The following is a 14,582-nucleotide window of genomic DNA, read 5'->3' as shown; positions in this document are numbered from 1 at the left end:
ATAGGATCCGCATAGGATCCGCATAGGATCCGCAAGAAGGGTATTCCCCTGCATAGGGCACGATTATCTCGACGGTTGCCCTTCAATCCACCTAATTTTTTCCGGCCCCTATTGCAGGAGCTGAATCAATATATCCCTGCAATTTTTTTCATTCTTACAGATGCGAACCTAGACTCTTGCCGATTGAGGGGTGGCTCCCGCCTCCGACCCGGCCCCTTCGTCAGAGAGATCCGAATAAAGCTGCGAGATCCCCTTGAGGGCCTTATATCCCCTGGCTGTGATCATGTAGCCCCCCCTCTCGTGCCTCTGGATGATCATCCGAGCCTCCGAGAGCTTCTGGAGGTGGAAGAGGAGGTTTCCGCCCCGCAGCCCCGTCAGCTTCGAGAGGGCCGAGAAGCTCTTCGTCTCCAGGGCGAGGGCCTTGATGATCTGGAGCCTCTGACCGTTTCCCAGGGGCTCAAGAAGCCCCCGGACCGCCCCCTCTTCGTCGAGACCCTCAATCGAGTCCTTCTCGATATCTGCGTCTCGATATACCCGCAGGGAGCGCATCAGATCAAGCTGCTTCTCCAGGAGCCTCCCGGCCTGCGAGAAGCATGTCGCGCACTCCTCCCTGGGGGCCTTCCTCCTCATATCCTCCATCTTCGACCTCGCCCCCCCTATCGCCTCCTCCGATATCCTCCCGGCCTTGAGGTGGTCGAGGTTCCCCTTGAGGAGGTCGGAGAAGAGGGCTTTGCAGGCGGCCTTCATCTGGCAGTCCCCGACCATATTCGCCTCCAGCCCCCCTTCGATCTCCTCGAGGGCGTAGCCGAGGATCGCCCTGCCGTAGTCGACCCTGCACCCCTCCAGGATCGAGGCGAGATGCTGCTGGTTTGACATCTCTACGAACCTCAAGAGCTCCTCATGGACGGCCTCGAGCTTCGACCTGATGGCGGCGATATCCCTCTCCAGATCCGATCCCATGAATAGATCCCTCACCTCCTGGAGTAAAAAGGTTTCCATCATGTATTTCGAAGTCAATAAGATGTATCGGAGTGACCCTTGTATATTTCTATAACGCGAAAGTATAAATTCATAACCCGGCATAGGATAGGACGGTGAAGAACCATGAGCATAAGAGATGAGATCCACGCCCAGATTGAGGGAGCCCTGAAGAACGCGAAGTTCCCCATAAAGACCCCCGAAGAGCTTCTGGCGGCGATGCCCGCGGGTGCGGCCACCAAGTGCAAGGCAGGAGATGTAGAGCTGACGGCCGGAGACGCCGGAAAGGTCCTGAAGGAGACGGACTTTCCATTCAAGAGCGCAAAAGAGGTCGCCGACGTCATCGTGGAGAGGGCGGGGCTCTGAACCCCCCGAAAATTTTTATTAATATTTAAAATATTTTTCATGGTGTCTTACATGTACGTGCTGGGTGTCAGTGGAAGCCCCACCAGAGACGCAAACACCGATAAACTGGTGAAGGCGGTCTTGGATGGGACGGGACTTGATAACGTCTTTGTAAAGCTTTCGGACCTGAATATCGGACCGTGCAGAGCCTGCATGGCCTGCGTCAAGACAAACAGGTGCGTATTGGAGGACGACTTCCAGGAGCTGGGCCCGCAGGTGATGGAGGCCGACGCCCTGGTGGTCGGCTCGCCCACCTACTTCGGCCTTCCCAGCGGCTTCACCAAGGCCTTCATGGAGAGGCTATACGCCTATCGGCACGTCGACCTTCTCACCAGAAATAAGGTCGCGGCCGCCGTCGCCGTCGGGTGCGCTGCCGAGAAGGACGTGGAGTCCTGGCTCGCCCGGGTGATGGCCTTCGGTGGGATGGATGTCGTGGGGAGCATGAGCGCCAAGGGAACCCCCTGCTGCTTCGTCTGTGGAGTGGGGGAGACCTGCAGCTACGCATCCTGGAACGCCTACTCCCCCGAGATAGCCGGAATGGACTTCGGGTGGAAGGAGAACTACCAAGGGTACCTGGAGATCCTCCCCGAGAACGTCCCTTACCAGAAGGGGTCGGCGAAGATCCTCAGGCCCTTCAGGAGCGTCGAGGATGAGCCCGAGGTTATGGAGAGGGCCCGAAGGCTGGGCGAGGCGATAAGGACGAGGTTGGATCGGGGTGAGGAGTAACCGTGTAGTGTGAACTGCCGTCCTGATCTCAACCGTTGGTCCTTTGAACTTCAGGTTTTAAGGTCGCTTAGTGGACGACCTGGCGTATCCTCGACCCTGTCATGGATCGATTGATACCCTGATCGGTGAAGATGCACTCAGACGGCCGAAGTATTCCACCAATTTTTCAGCTCATAGGCCTGGAGTGATCGCCTCCAACATTTTTAGTCCAGTGCCCGCTAGTAGCTTGACTGTGAGCTGATCTGTTGTGCACTTCTATCCTGAGTCTTACGGTCTCGGGAACCGTCTTTGGCTCTGCGATCCATCTATCCTCGATGACGCCGCTGGAGAGGAGGCTCCCCCTGGTGAAAGGTGTGGCGATGGCCACCACCTCCATGCCCGCCGCAAGACCGGCTTTGACGCCGTTTACCGAATCCTCGAGAACGAGGCATTCTTCCGGAGGAAGACCGAGCCTCTCGGCGGCGAGGAGGTATATCTGGGGGTCCGGCTTTCCCAGGGTCACATCCTCCGCCGTCAGGACTGCATCCAGATAATCCTCGATCCCCAGGGCCTCTATCACATGCTGGACGTCCTTTCTCTTGGAGAGGGTCGTTAGGGCGGTCTTGCACGAGAACTCTCTGGCCGTCCGCAAAACGGCCATTGCATAAGGCCACTGGTTATCCCTGATGACCTGGGGGTCGCCGATGATATCATAGTAGATCTCGTACCTAACCGCCGTCAGAGCGTCTTCGGGCTTGGAGACGCCGTACCTGGCCATGATCGGTCGAAGATCCTCCACGAGCCCCAGTTTGTTCATAACATACCTGGAGGTCGTCTCCCTGGAAGCGCCCACCACCTCCCGATACGCCTCGCCGGCCCTGTAATCCGGCTCCAGCAGTCCTCGTATGACTTGAACCGCCTTGGAGTATGCCAGGGCCTTCAACTTCTCCGTCTGGACCAAGACGCCGTCCAGATCAAAGATGATAGCCTGTATCATCGGTCTCTTCCTCCGATATGTGGCACCCTATGAAATTCAGAACTCCTAATTCATCTATCTGGAGGTCATACATGCTCGATCTCGGTGTGATTCGAGATCTCCGAGCTTGTGGTGCAGAGATCCTCCAAGGATAGGTGGCGAAGATCGTCGTTTCCCGTTAGCCTGGCAAAGGCCTTCAGCTCCTCGATGGATACCGCCAAAAAGTTTTCTAGCTTTTTTGCAGATATCTCGACCCTCAAACGGGCTCTCAGCTCCTCATCCTGGGTGGTGACCCCCACGGGGCATTTGCCAGTGTCACAGAGTCGATACTGTTGACAGGCCGTGGCCATCAAAGCCGCTGTTCCGATAGCCACCGCGTCGGCCCCCATCGCCAGGGCCTTTGCGAAGTCGGAGGATATCCTCATCCCCCCGGTGATGATCAGAGATATTTCCTTTGCGCCCTTTTTGTCCAGGAACTTTCTAGCTCTGTAGAGGGCAAAGATGGTGGGAATGGAGGTGGCATCTTTGACGAACTTGGGGGATGCAGCCGTCGCCCCAGGCCTACCATCTATGGTTATGAAGTCGGGCTGGGCGTAAACCGCCACCTCCAGATCCTTCTCGACGTTTCCTGCGGCGAACTTTATACCGATCGGTTTGCCGCCAGACCTCTCCCTCAGCCACGAAACCTTCTCCAATAGATCGTCTCTGTTTCTAATATCGTCAAAGCTCGCCGGGCTGACGATATCCTTTCCTTTCGGAAACCCCCTCATATCAGCTATCTCTTCGGTGACCTTCTCGGCGGGTAGATGGCCACCCATGCCGGGTTTGGCTGACTGGCCTATCTTTATCTCGATGGCGTCCGATCTCCTGAGATTCTCGTCAGATAAGCTGTACCTGTTGGGAACATACTCGAAGATGTACCTGTGGGCGTTTTCCATCTCTTCTCTCAGGATGCCACCCTCTCCAGAGCAGATGGCAGTCCCAACCGCCGCGCTGCCTTTGGCAAGGGCTATCTTGACGTCCCTAGACAACGCTCCGAAGGACATGTGAGTGACGTAGATGGGGGCCTCTATGATCATGGGATGCTCGGCCCCGGGACCTATCACAGTCCTCGTATTTACGGGAACATCCTCATTCAGGGGGATCTTGGCGAGCTGGGCCCCTTTAATGAGGATCTTATCCCAGGACAGGACATACCTTGTGGTCCTCATGGGCTCGATTATCGACTCGGCGGTGGCTGAGATCTTGTGGATATCTGCCATCTGCCGCTCAAGCTCGTCCGACTCCCTCTTCCATTCTCCGAGGTAGCTTTCAAGGTCGCCCTTTATGATGTGGGAGAAGGTAATCTTATGCTTCTCCCCGCATACCGGGCATTCGATCGTCTGTTCTTTGCTTACTATTTCGTCTTCTTTTATCGGCTTTAGATGGTTCTTGTCAGATCTGCAGATGGGACATTGCCACCCTTTGGGAAAATCTATTGGATCGGTTCCGGGATCTACGTCCGTTGCAGAGCTTCCTCTCTCGGAGTCGTATTCAAAAACCTGGCAGACGTCACAACGATATCGGGTCATGAAAACAGCCTTCCAAAAAAATATTATTAGGTCTGCTCCTTTTCAGATCCCCTCAAACAGTAGTACATCTTCGAAAGCCCCATCTTCTCGTAAACGGGACACCCACCACATATGCATCCCTTTTCCTCGGATATGCAACCACTCTTGCCTATCGTCACAAAACAGAACCCGCCCTCTTCGCCGCACTCCACAAAGCTGGGGCAGCTCTTGCAGGTGCACATATCCAGAACCATCTGTTTTCTCTTCTCCATCTCTGCCCTGTCCATCTCCATAATATCCAACCTCCACCTATCTTCAGAAACTTTACCGAATAAAGAATTATCCCTTGGTCGATCCCGCCGGCAGATCATCTCTTCTTGATCTTGTCTACGTACTTTTTAAGCTCTGCGACTCCTGTGAACATTCGGGTGCCCTCTTCCCTGGCGAAGACGGACTCCGCTGATCTAGACTTGGGCGGATCTTCTCTGAAGGCTTCAAAGGCCCTCTTTCCGTCGTAATCGACGAAGGCCATCCGTGCGGAGAAGTTGTCGGGCTTCACCATGATGGCATCCCCGGTGACGGTGGTAATGTGGTGTGGGTGATCTATGAGGGATTTTGCCAGTTCGTTTGAGCTCATAACACCTCTCTTCTTCAGCTCTTCTGAGAGCTGGTTGAAGTCCGCCAGCAGATAGAAGGCCCCCTCTGGCTTTGTGGCACGGATCCCGTCGATTTCGTTGAGGGACTGAGATATCTCCGTTCCCATGATCCTGTGGATCTCTCTTGTGATCCTGAAATACTCCTCGATCTCCTCATTAGGCTCGTAAACGGTGATGGCGGCATTCTGAGTTGGGGTGGAGACGTTGGTATAAACGGTGGCTGCAACCTTTGTGAAATCGTTTTTCAACTTATCTGAACAATCCTCGGGCAGAATGCAGCTTCCGAGGCGGTACCCTCCTGCAGATCTATCCTTGGACAACCCGTTTGTTACGAAGGATCCCTCCGGATAAATCCGTCCCATGCTTGTGAAATTCTCGAACCTGTAGGTGGTCAGGGCGTAAATCTCGTCCGATAGGATCAAGGTGTGACGATCTCTGCAGACCTGAGCGATCTTTTCCATTTCCCCGCGGGTGTATACGGCACCTGTGGGGTTGTGGGGGTTGTTCAGTATCAGTAGATGCTGCTCTTCAGGGAGTTTCGTGAGAAGATCCTCCAGGCTTTGAGGGTCGATCTTGTAACCATTCTCGGCCTTCATTTGGAGTATATGATACTCCTTTCCGTGGAGTTTCAGCTGAGGGGCGTAACCGATCCACGAGGGGGAGGGTATTATTACAGAGCCACCCAGTATGAAGAATAGGGTGAACATCAAGCCCTTTGTGCCGTGGCCAACCACTATCCTGGAGGGATCCACATCAAGGCCGAAGTGTCTCTTATTGAATCCAGAGATGGCCTTTCGGAGCTCCTCAATCCCTTCAGCAGCGGAATAGTGGCCCATATGGGCGCTCCCTCCCAAAGAACGCTCCAGAGGCGGGGGGACGTGAAAGGGGGATTGGCCAAATCCAAAACTATAAAACTCCATGTTGCACCCGATTTTGTCGCATCTTTTCCTCTGTTCAGCAACGAATAGCCCCACCCGAAGGTTTTCCGGCATGGATATATCGTCAACTCTCGGATCTACCATTATCTCACTCATCATCGATCCTCCCGGATTTCCAGCTGCAGAATTCTTTTGTTGTGATGTTATATATAATTATTTGCAATCCTTTTATAAAGAAGATTATTTGAAGGATGTTAAATGTATGTATTCTTCATTATTCTGTTTTGATGCGGAAAACATCAAAGGTTATATAATTCAAGAATCATGGTGCTTAATAGGTAAAATTTAAATATCATTAAATCATTAAAAACTAGATAGTTTTTGTTAAAAACCAAATAAGGTGTTAGCCGATGGATCAGATTCAAAGATATGAGCCCGAAGCTGCCGTATTTTCGATAGATGTGGTTTATTTTGCCGCCCATTGTCGCGATCCACGGAATCTAGGTCCATCCCACGTTCACGTTTGAAACGATGGAATATGTTCACCTAATGCTCAAAACCATCAAGTCAAACGATTTTCATCAATGGTGTCAAAGGATGTGATTCTATGGAAGAATTTGATGTGATTGTAATCGGCTCCGGCGGAGGGTTGCACGTCGCCTCCGCCGCCCTCAAGAAAGGGATGAAAGTTGCTCTGATGGAGCGCGGTCCCCTGGGCGGAACCTGTCTGAACAACGGCTGTATCCCTTCGAAGATGCTTATCCATCCCGCGGACGTGATACGAACCCTGGAAGAAGGGAGAAAGGTTGGGATCGAGGGCCACATAGACCGGATAGATTTCCAGAAGATTATGGAACGGATGCGCTCGGTGATAAGCCGATCTGTTTCGGGTATGGAGGAGTCGATCAGGTCGGAGGAGGGTCTGACCTGGTTTCGGGATACCGCCGAGTTTGTGGGAGAATACACCCTTAGATCTGGCGGCAGAACTCTGACGGCCCCGAAGATGGTTATAGCCTCGGGTGCCCGGCCCCTCATCCCCCCCATCCCGGGACTTGTGGATGCCGAGTTTATGGATAACGTCTCGGTCCTCGATCTCGAGAGGCTGCCTGAGAGCCTCGTCATCATGGGTGGGGGCTATATAGGCTGCGAGTATGCCCACTTCTTCTCCGCCATGGGGACTGAGGTCACCCTCGTTGGGAGAAATCCCAATCTCCTTCCCAATGAAGATCCGGAGATACGCGAGATCGTCGAGAGGTCCCTCTCGGAGAGGATGGGGGTATACACCGGCCACGAGATATTCAAGGTGGAAAGAGAAGGTGGGAAGAAGGTGGTCTTTGCCCGGAAGACGGCAGACGGCTCGATAGAGAAGATCGAGGCAGAGGAGATTATGGTGGCCGTCGGAAGGAGGTCCAACGCAGACCTCCTCAAGCCGGAGATGACGGGGGTCGAGACGGACAAACGGGGGTGGATCGTGGTAAATGAGCGCCTGGAAACGACAAAGCCGGGAATATGGGCACTGGGAGATGCCACGGGGAGGTTCATGTTCAGGCATACCGCCAACTACGAGGCGGAGGTGGTATCTCATAACATCTTCGAGGCCACCGGCGAGGATGATATGAAGGTGGCCGATTTCCACGCCGTCCCTCACGCCGTTTTCACTTATCCGCCCGTAGCCGCCGTGGGGTTGACCGAATCTGAGGCCAGAGAGTCGGGGTACGAGATCCTGGTGGGCAGGGCCAAGTACACCGATGTGGCCAAAGGCGTTGCCATGGCCGAAGAGGACGGATTTGTGAAGGCGGTAGTCGAAGAGGATAGTATGAAGATTCTGGGAATATCCGTAGTGGGCTCTGAGGCCCCGGAGCTGGTCCAGCAGGTGGTCTACCTTATGAACACCGAATACCAGGACTTTATGCCCCTCATCGAGTCCCAGGTGATCCATCCCACCATAAGCGAGGTGATCGCCCACGCCTTCGCAAACCTGGAACATCCCCACCATCACGCCGAAGAATGACGGGACTTTGGCCCAGGGCTTCGGTCTCAAATCGGGATATCGAGAGTTGGGATATCGGGACGGATATAGCCCCGGGCGCACCTTTATCATAGCCCCGGGCTCAATCCCTTTTTTCCTTCTGCCAGGGCCAGCGCTCCTCTATCTCCACCACCAAAGTCCAGCTCAACATGGTTCTGATGACCACCAGCAGCCCCAGGCTGGTGAGATTGACCAAGTTGAGCTCGACGGTCACCGTCTTGATTATATCGGCGGCTACGAGTATCTCCAGGCCCAGGAGGAGGGTCTTACCGATGCGAATCCTGAGGGGGCTGATTCCGTCTGATGAACCCCTCCATCCCATTTTCCCTATAAGGTATCCAAAGGTCGCAGCTGCAATGCCCACGATTATTACTGCCACACCGAAGACCTGCAAAAGGAGGCTTACCGCTTCGATCCAGTAGGGGAGGCTCGACAACAGATCGTCCATGACCATCATTTACCAAGCTATTGGATACTGGAGCCACTTTGCCAGGCTACCTCGGCCTTGACCGAATATTACTGCAGGAGAATTGAAGGGGGATCGGCTCATACCACCCCATCAGCCTTTCTTCATCTCATCCGGATGGTTCTCGTGGGCGTGCTTTTCCATCTCCTCTTTGGTGGCGAAGATCATGCCACAAAATTTGCACTTAAACTCCTCGGCTATAATATCACCCTCTAAATCCTTTTTCGCCTTTCATCGGTATTCAACCTTTCGTCCAATTTCCCAATCAAGATCGATATGGAACGGCTTCAAGCTTGATTCTTTTCTCTATAAACCTGCCGACAGCATCTACAAATTCGGCATGGCTCCATGTCAAGGGGGCTACAGATACCGACTCTCCCGTAAGGGGATGGACCTGCTCAGGCATGACCCCCGTCTCTAAAGAGCAATCAGCGGCCCATCTGATCAGCTCAGAGGCTCTCGCCAGGTCCTCCTCCCCCTCAGCCTTGGCGATGTACCATTTGGCCAGCCAGAGAGTGCAAATCGGCCAGGGATTTCCGACGCTATCGGGCAATTGTCTCCGGTATAGATCGTCCTGATATCTGGCAAGGCCTCCCTTCCCCTCCACCCAGAGGGTATCTTCCACCTCACTCATCGTTTTAACCACGAGAGGATCATCGGCCGACAGAACTCCGAATTCGAAGAGGGCGTAGACGCTGCTGTCCACCACCGGATCGAGCCTCTTTTTGCGGATGTCTGTACCCTCGTACTTCAGCCCCCGAACGATAGCTCCCCTATCCGGATCGTACAGCTCTCTTACCATCAGCTCCTTGATCTCGCCGTATCCGTCCTTGCACAGCTCGCAGACTGTGCTGTCTCCGAAGAGCTGAGCGAGACTTTCGGCAGCGTTCAGGCCCGCATATACAGCCGAGATGGTGAAGGTGAAGACGCCCCGCCTCTCCTCCCAGAGGTCGTAGCTCTCCATGGGGAGGCCGTTGGGATAGCGATAGTCATTCATGAACTCGGCCGCTTTCTTGACCAGAGGCTCGTACAGCTCCCTGACGAACTCCAGATCCCTCGTCGACCGGAAGTACTCCCATAGAGCATATATCACCAGAGCCGTCTCATCCTCCTGGATGGGGAGGGAGGGGGAGCCGTCGTCGACCCAAGGGTGCCAGCTGCTGCCCAGGGTCCCGTCGGGGTTGTACTTGTGAAGAAGGCACCCCATCCACCAGAGGACGTCCTTACAAAATCTGAAGAAGGGTTTGGCGAGGTCAGGAAATCCGGCCCTGATCATGGCCATGGAGACTAAAGCGCCGTCCCGTGCCCACATGTAGCTGTAGGTGTCCTTGTTGTAGGCGCTGTTATCCGAGTCGTTTGCAGCTATGATGGCGCCGCAGGAGTCGGTCTGGGTCTTGATCATCAATAGAGATCTCCTGTACAGGCGGATGATATCCTCGTCCAGCCCGGTCGTGTCTATGATTGCCCTCTCGACCCAGGCTCTCTGGCGAGCCTCTGCATCTTCCAGCAGGGACTCTGGGCCATCTTCCAGGATCATGTTACTAAGTCTATAAACTTCGTTGAAATTTTTCCCTGCCGTCATGTAATAATATACGGCCTCATTCCCCATTGCTGGGATCTTTAGAGTCAATCCCACGGTGGAGTCCACCGTTCCCTGAGTAACGGTATTTTTCGATAGTACCCCATCTTCGGCGTCCCGGAAGGTCCCCTCAAAGCCTTCGCCTTCGGAAAGCCCTATGGTGTAGTCGTCAAGATCGCTTTTTATGCGACCGCCATCTCCGGACTTCAGGGCTCCGATTAAAAAATACCTGGCCCTCTTGTAATGGATCACCACATTGTGGTCCATCTGATAGACCGCGGTATCACCTATACCGTCGCCGTAGAGGTGAAAGTCATTGTAAAAGAATATCCTAAACTCTCTATCACGATCTTCAAGGTTCCTTATGGTTATCTTCCTCAAGAATATATCCGCCTCAGATAAGACGGTCTCCTCCAGAGATAGCTCCACCATGAGGTCTACGTTGGTCGCCCGGTTCTCGGTGACGAGAACTTCATCTTTATACCCCAGCCTCCTCTCCCACCCCTGGTCGTTTATCCAGGAGAGGCGGCCGTCGACGTAAACCCCAACCTTCTGAGCATGGCCGAGGAGATGGTTCTCCTGGCCGACGTGGGGAAAATATATGTCTCTCACCTGAAGCCATTTGTCGATGTTCACCAGAAGAGACTGGTTTCCCAGGACTATATGTCGGGTCATGTGTATTCATCCTCTCGATGGGCCGTCGAAGTCGATTACCACCTTTATATTATCTTTCATGGAAGAGAATGCCTCTTTGAAATCTTCCAGGGGGTATCTGGCGGTGATGAGCTTTGAGAGGGATCCCGGCCACCTCTCTTCTATGGCCAATAGGTCGGAGATACCCCTCTCAAAATCCCGCCGGTGAGCGTTGACCGTCCCCACCACGGCCCTGTTCCCCAGGACCAGTCCCTGATTGAAACAGTCGCTGCATATCTCCATTCGCTTCTCTCCCCCGGTAATGGAGGCCAGAACCACCACCCCGTTGGTTCCAACGATCATTATGGAATGGAGGGCGACCTTAGAGCTGCCGGTCTCTTCGACGATCAGGTCGATCTGCTTTCCCACCACCTTCGGGATATCGTGGAGTTCTGTCCGTTTGGTGTTGAAGTGAAGGACTCCGAGCTCGGAGAAGATTTTGGCCTTATAGTCGTCGTCGGACCTGTCGACCGATAGAACCTCAAGACCCCTCAGCCTGAGGTGCATCGCCGTCAGAAGGCCCAGAGACCCGGTCCCCGTGACCATCGCCACCTTCGGGCGCCAGGTCAATCTCTCCTGGACTTTGAAGGCCATCCTGGCCGCCTTTTCGGCCACGCTCATCGGCTCCAGAAGAACGGCAAGCTCACCCAGCTCCTCCGGAACCTTTATCAAAAAATCCTCTTTTTCCAGGTAATACTCGGAGAGGAAGCCGTGGAGACCTTTTATGCCTCGTTCTCGGTAGTCGCCCAGAAGGCACATGTCGTACTCCCCGGCCTGGCAGTTGATGCAGCCGTCCGGCCTCCTGACAGTGGCCACCACCATCTCCCCGGGACTAAAGGATCTTACATCCTTTCCGACCTCCTCGACCCTGCCGAGGGACTCGTGGCCCGGGATCAAGATCTCTTCACCCGAAGGCGGGGTGCCGTAGACCCCGTCAAAGATCTCCTTATCGGTTCCGTCGAGGCCTACGGAATGGACCTTGACGAGGACCTCATCGTCGCCCGGCTCCGGCATGTCGACGTCGATCAGCCGAGCGCTATCCTTCTCTTTGGGACGAACCGCCGCAGCCTTCATGAAAGATCGCTCCATTATCTACCTCAGCCTTATCAATTCGTCTTCTGCAAATATGGGCCCCACATCAATCTTCAGGCACATACTTTCATAAAGCTCTGGGGGCACACCGATGTCTGCCAGGTAGAGCTCTCCCACAAATGCCCCGGCCTCTGGGTCAAATAGTCCCCTTTTGGGCATGGCCAGAGTCATCGTCACCGAGGCTCTGACTGTGGGATCGTAGACCGCACCCTCCGTCGATCCGATCCCCGAAGGGATATCGAGGGAACAGATGGGCTCATCTCTTCCGTTGGCCCACCGGATCAGGTCTGCAGCCTCATCCTTTGGGGCACCCTTCAGGCCGTAGCCGATAAGACCGTCGATGATCGCCGAGACCTCACCGATACGGCCAGCCGTCTCCGGCCTATGAAGGGGTACCTCCATCCGGCGGACGATATCAAGCTGCTTTCGAGAAACGGGCTTGAAATCCTCCTCGGGCCGGGAGATTATGAGATCGACGGAGGCACCCCAGTTGTGAAGATGGCGGGCGGAGACGATGGCACCTCCGCCGTTCCCTCCGGGCCCTGCCAGAACGGCCACCCTCCTCCCCCGGGGATCTCCCTTTAAGAACCGCTCTCTCAAAAGGCGGGCGAGGTTTCGGCCAGCATTTTCCATCATCTGGATCAGCTCGATCCCATACTCCTCTATCATGGACCGGTCCACCTCCCTCATATCCTCCTCGGTGAGGGTGGGCAGGCCTTCTTGACGGAAGGGTATCATGATCTTCTGTGAATCGTACTCTCTTGACTTTTTTGGCATCTAGTCTTTGATGATGCTCTCGGCCAGCTGGACGATGGAGGAGGCTACGATGCCGTACTCTTCCATCAGCTCCTGGGGACTCCCAGATCTTGGAATGCCACTTATGCAGAGCTTTCTTATGTGCTCCAGAGCCTCAGATATGTAGGAGGCGATCCCGTAGCAGTAATGGTCCTCCACTACCATCGCCCTCTCTTTGCATTCCTGGGCGTTTTTGACGAGCCCCGCCGAGTCGAAGGGCTTTATGGAGTAGAGATCGATCACCCTTATCGAAATCCCCTTCTCCCGCAGAATTTCATATGCTGTCAGCGCCTCGTTAAGGGTGATCCCCGCCGAGATGACTAGGGCATCATCGTTGTCGCTTCTCTTGAGAACCTTGAAACCGCCGAGGGGAAACTCCTCCTCCCCGCCGTATACCACTGGCGTCTCGCCTCTGGTGGTCCTGAGATAAGCGATCCCCTCAAACCTCATCATCTCCCTCATCAGCCCCTCGGTGGAGACGGCATCGCTGGGGTAGAGGACGATCGAGTCAGGCATGCTCAGGAACATGGGAAGGTCTTCAAGGCCCATCTGAGATGGGCCGTCCTGTCCGATGCTGACCCCCACGTGGGATCCTACGAACTTTATGTTGGATCTGGAGTACTGGGCCATGCGTATGAAGTCGTGGGCCCTGGTGAGGAAGGTGGCAAATGTGGAGATGACGGGAACAAAACCCATGGCAGAAAAGCCTATGGCCATGCCCACCATGTTCTGTTCGGCTATGAAGGCCTGAAAGCACCTATCAGGGAACTCTTTGCAGAAGGCCTCCGTCATGGTAGAGTTTCTGACGTCGGCATCGACGACCACCACCCTCTCGTCGACCTTTCCAATTTTGACCAGGGCGTTGCCGAAGGCCTTCCTGGTGGAGACCCGATCCCCCATCTCGTAATCATCGCCGATGAAATCGACAAACTCGAAGGGAGGCGGCCTTCTGTATCTCACCTTGGATGGAAGGCTTATCCCGACTTCCCCGATCTCGGCCAGGGCTCTTCCGAGCTGCTCTCGATTTAGGGCCTTGCCGTGCCAGCCCTCTTTGTCCTCCAGGAACGACACCCCTCTGCCCTTGAAGGTTCTGGCCACTATGGCAAAGGGCCCTCTGCTCTTTCTGGCATCCCTGAAGGCGGCCAAAAGCTCCTCAACCCGGTGACCATCGACTTGGGCCGCCTCCCATCCGAAGGCCTCTAACTTTCTGGCATAGGCCTCGGTGTCGTGGCCGTGCATGGTGGGGCCCGACTGGCCGAGTCGGTTCACGTCGATTATGGCGCAGAGGCCGCCGAGACCGTAGTAGGCGGCGGTGTTGGCCGTCTCCCAGACCGACCCCTCGGCCACCTCCCCGTCCCCCATGAGGACGTAAACTCGGCCGGAATCTCCCGCCAGCCTCTTGGCCAGAGCCATCCCCGCCCCCGCCGCCAGACCCTGCCCCAGGCTCCCGGTGGCCACCCTGATCAAGGGCATCCTGGGGGTGGGGTGCCCCTCCAGCCTGCTGGTGATCTCTCTCAAGGTCTCCAGCTCCTCCAGGGGCACAAAGCCGGCCTCGGCATAGGCAGACCATAGGATGGGTGCGGCGTGACCCTTGGAGAGTATGAACTCATCCTCCTCCCCCAGCTCATGGAAGAAGAGGGTGCTCATGATCTCCGCCGCTGACATGCAGGATGTGGGATGTCCAGAACCTGCGGCAGTGGTTGACCTCATCGAATCTATCCTTAGTTTCTCGGCCATAAGACCCAGTTCATCAACGGATGCCATATTATATCACCTATAT

At 54.9% G+C, this 14,582-nt stretch carries 13 protein-coding genes; 3 read left to right on the top strand and 10 right to left on the bottom strand.

Annotated elements, in window-relative coordinates:
* Positions 1–168: 168 nt before the first annotated feature.
* Positions 169–960, bottom strand: coding sequence for a winged helix-turn-helix domain-containing protein (locus P0O24_RS05980; protein ID WP_316968835.1), 792 nt, complete (start codon positions 958–960; stop codon positions 169–171).
* A 144-nt stretch (positions 961–1,104) separates the two neighbouring features.
* Between P0O24_RS05980 and P0O24_RS05975 the strand changes: the two genes are divergently transcribed.
* Together P0O24_RS05975 and P0O24_RS05970 are read left to right on the top strand one after the other, a co-directional pair.
* Positions 1,105–1,344 (top strand): MTH865 family protein, encoded by a 240-nt coding sequence (locus P0O24_RS05975; RefSeq protein WP_316968834.1) that lies wholly within the window; start codon positions 1,105–1,107, stop codon positions 1,342–1,344.
* Between the two features lie 51 nt (positions 1,345–1,395).
* Entirely contained in the window at positions 1,396–2,109 is a 714-nt protein-coding gene (locus tag P0O24_RS05970) for a flavodoxin family protein (protein WP_316968833.1), read from the top strand.
* Positions 2,110–2,275: 166 nt separating this feature from the next.
* On the opposite strand, the gene P0O24_RS05965 is transcribed toward P0O24_RS05970, so the two are convergent.
* The 4 genes from P0O24_RS05965 to P0O24_RS05950 all read right to left on the bottom strand — a co-directional run bounded on the left by P0O24_RS05965 (position 2,276) and on the right by P0O24_RS05950 (position 6,307).
* Positions 2,276–3,085 carry an HAD family hydrolase gene (locus P0O24_RS05965; protein ID WP_316968832.1) on the bottom strand — a complete coding sequence of 270 codons (810 nt, stop codon included), beginning with the start codon at positions 3,083–3,085 and terminating at the stop codon, positions 2,276–2,278.
* A gap of 65 nt (positions 3,086–3,150) precedes the next feature.
* On the bottom strand, positions 3,151–4,635 hold the full coding sequence (locus P0O24_RS05960; RefSeq protein WP_316968831.1) for a glutamate synthase-related protein: 1,485 nt from the start codon (positions 4,633–4,635) through the stop codon (positions 3,151–3,153).
* Positions 4,636–4,661: 26 nt separating this feature from the next.
* Positions 4,662–4,907 (bottom strand): DUF2769 domain-containing protein, encoded by a 246-nt coding sequence (locus P0O24_RS05955; protein ID WP_316968830.1) that lies wholly within the window; start codon positions 4,905–4,907, stop codon positions 4,662–4,664.
* 74 nt (positions 4,908–4,981) lie between these two features.
* Positions 4,982–6,307 carry a pyridoxal phosphate-dependent aminotransferase gene (locus P0O24_RS05950; protein ID WP_316968829.1) on the bottom strand — a complete coding sequence of 442 codons (1,326 nt, stop codon included), beginning with the start codon at positions 6,305–6,307 and terminating at the stop codon, positions 4,982–4,984.
* Positions 6,308–6,755: 448 nt separating this feature from the next.
* Between P0O24_RS05950 and P0O24_RS05945 the strand changes: the two genes are divergently transcribed.
* A complete protein-coding gene (locus tag P0O24_RS05945) occupies positions 6,756–8,159 on the top strand; it encodes a dihydrolipoyl dehydrogenase (RefSeq protein ID WP_316968828.1) in 1,404 nt (467 codons plus the stop codon).
* Between the two features lie 100 nt (positions 8,160–8,259).
* Here the strand turns inward: P0O24_RS05945 and P0O24_RS05940 are convergent, their stop codons facing one another.
* The 5 genes from P0O24_RS05940 to P0O24_RS05920 form a co-directional block, all read right to left on the bottom strand.
* A complete protein-coding gene (locus P0O24_RS05940) occupies positions 8,260–8,625 on the bottom strand; it encodes a DUF1622 domain-containing protein (RefSeq protein ID WP_316968827.1) in 366 nt (121 codons plus the stop codon).
* Between the two features lie 283 nt (positions 8,626–8,908).
* Positions 8,909–10,897, bottom strand: a complete 1,989-nt coding sequence (locus tag P0O24_RS05935; RefSeq protein WP_316968826.1) for a glycoside hydrolase family 15 protein — start codon at positions 10,895–10,897, stop codon at positions 8,909–8,911.
* Positions 10,898–10,903: 6 nt separating this feature from the next.
* The gene (locus P0O24_RS05930; RefSeq protein WP_316968825.1) at positions 10,904–12,004 is read right to left on the bottom strand and encodes a glucose 1-dehydrogenase; all 1,101 of its coding nucleotides are present in this window, start codon (positions 12,002–12,004) and stop codon (positions 10,904–10,906) included.
* A gap of 3 nt (positions 12,005–12,007) precedes the next feature.
* On the bottom strand, positions 12,008–12,784 hold the full coding sequence (locus tag P0O24_RS05925) for an NAD(P)H-hydrate epimerase (protein ID WP_316968824.1): 777 nt from the start codon (positions 12,782–12,784) through the stop codon (positions 12,008–12,010).
* Positions 12,785–14,566, bottom strand: coding sequence for a transketolase (locus P0O24_RS05920; protein WP_316968823.1), 1,782 nt, complete (start codon positions 14,564–14,566; stop codon positions 12,785–12,787). It abuts the gene before it with no gap.
* Positions 14,567–14,582: the final 16 nt, after the last annotated feature.

Origin of the sequence: Candidatus Methanocrinis alkalitolerans, from assembly GCF_029167205.1 — an archaeon.
GTDB classification, from domain to species: Archaea; Halobacteriota; Methanosarcinia; order Methanotrichales; family Methanotrichaceae; genus Methanocrinis; species Methanocrinis alkalitolerans.
This window is presented reverse-complemented; position numbering and strand designations above follow the sequence as displayed.